General features: G+C 68.5%; 4 protein-coding genes. 2 read left to right on the top strand and 2 right to left on the bottom strand.

Annotation, left to right across the window (positions count from 1 at the left end):
* Window positions 1–116 precede the first annotated feature (116 nt).
* On the top strand, window positions 117–362 hold the full coding sequence (locus AC1D01_RS34720; RefSeq protein WP_477874064.1) for a hypothetical protein: 246 nt from the start codon (window positions 117–119) through the stop codon (window positions 360–362).
* Between the two features lie 16 nt (window positions 363–378).
* Here AC1D01_RS34720 and AC1D01_RS34715 read toward each other — a convergent pair whose 3' ends face one another.
* Window positions 379–633, bottom strand: coding sequence for a DUF1488 family protein (locus AC1D01_RS34715; protein ID WP_477843326.1), 255 nt, complete (start codon window positions 631–633; stop codon window positions 379–381).
* 235 nt (window positions 634–868) lie between these two features.
* Here AC1D01_RS34715 and AC1D01_RS34710 point away from each other — a divergent pair, with 235 nt between their 5' ends.
* The gene (locus AC1D01_RS34710; protein WP_477874062.1) at window positions 869–1,063 is read left to right on the top strand and encodes a hypothetical protein; all 195 of its coding nucleotides are present in this window, start codon (window positions 869–871) and stop codon (window positions 1,061–1,063) included.
* Window positions 1,064–1,082: 19 nt separating this feature from the next.
* Here AC1D01_RS34710 and AC1D01_RS34705 read toward each other — a convergent pair.
* A partial coding sequence (locus AC1D01_RS34705) for an SDR family NAD(P)-dependent oxidoreductase (RefSeq protein WP_477874060.1) occupies window positions 1,083–1,385 on the bottom strand: 303 nt, incomplete at its 5' end.

The raw sequence follows: 1,385 nt of genomic DNA, 5'->3' as shown, positions 1-1,385 counted from the left end.
GGCCCGCAAGCCTCGAACATCGTCCCGGCCTGACCGGAACGCAGGGGCCCGGCACTCGCTGGGTCTCTCAAGAAAACCGCGGCCTCGGTCGCGGTTTTTTCATTGGAGGGCGCGACATGAAGAACCTGCAGGAAGCCACCGAGCGCATCTGTGACCTGAAGGGCTCGCTGGTCGCGATGGACGCGCTGATGGCGGCGCTGATCCGCGTGCTGCCCGCCGAGCAGCGTGCCGAGTTGCGCACGGCCTTCGAGGACAACGCCGAGGTCGCGCGAACCGTGATGCTGCACGCGTCGATCTCGGAACTCTCGATCGCCGCGTTCGAGCGCGACGTGGAGCGCACCACCACGCTGATCGGGTCGTAGGCGCGCTCTGGCCCTCTCAGGCCTTCAGGTCGTGCTCGCGCAGCATCACCGGCTCCAGCGAGCCGGCGGCGAAGCGGCGGCGCACCGCGGCATCGATGTCGGCCCGGTGGGCGGTGTAGGTGGCCACCGCGTCGGCGCCGTCCAGGGATGCCCGGTAGCGGTAGTGCAGCGCCCGCATGCTGATGCTCGCCCCGATCGACGCGCCGTCGTCGAGCAGCACCCAGAAGCGCACGTCGCCCGAGGCGTCGTGGAGAAAAGGTGTGGGGGTCATGGCATCGCGCCCCGGGCGGGCGGGGCAGGGCAAAGGAGTCTGATCGTATACCCCTCGGCTTGGTTGACACGCCGTGGCAGTCTTGAACCAGGACGGTCGGCGATGTGACGGATTTCGTGCCGGGTGACGCGCCAGGTCGCTTGCCATGCCCGGTGCGGCATCGGCAGCTCCCATGGTCCGCAACTTGCCATTGCTTGCCTGTCGCCGCCCCGTGYGGCCTTCCGAAAGGCACCCGATGTCAGTACCCGAGTCGTCGACCGCAGAAGTGGCCAAGCTGCTGCACCGCCTGTGGATGCGCGTGAGCCGCGGCGACAGCGAGTTCGGCGACGACATGCAGGACACGGTGGTCGACCCTGACCGCGACCTGGCCTTCGCCGACACCGAGGTCGAGGACCGCTTCCGCTTCGGTCCGAGCTACGGCCTGAACTGACGGACCTGACGCAGCGCGCTCAGGACCAGCCCGCGTCGACGACGAAGCTCTGCGCGGTGCACATCTTCGAATCGTCGGCGGCGAGGAACAGCGCCATCGTCGCGATGTCTTCCGACTGAAGCCGCCCCGGYAGGCACTGGTTCGCGTCGAGATCGCGCTCGGACTCCGGCGTGACCCACATCCGCAGCTGCTTGTCCGTCATCACCCAGCCCGGCACCAGCGCATTGACGCGGATGTTGCGCTTGCCCAGGTCCTTCGCGAGCGAGCGCGTCAGCCCATGGATGGCCGCCTTGGTGGTCGCGTAGGCCGGGTAGCCTGCGCC

It is taken from the genome of Rhizobacter sp. P3_B12, assembly GCF_056402895.1.
This window is presented reverse-complemented; position numbering and strand designations above follow the sequence as displayed.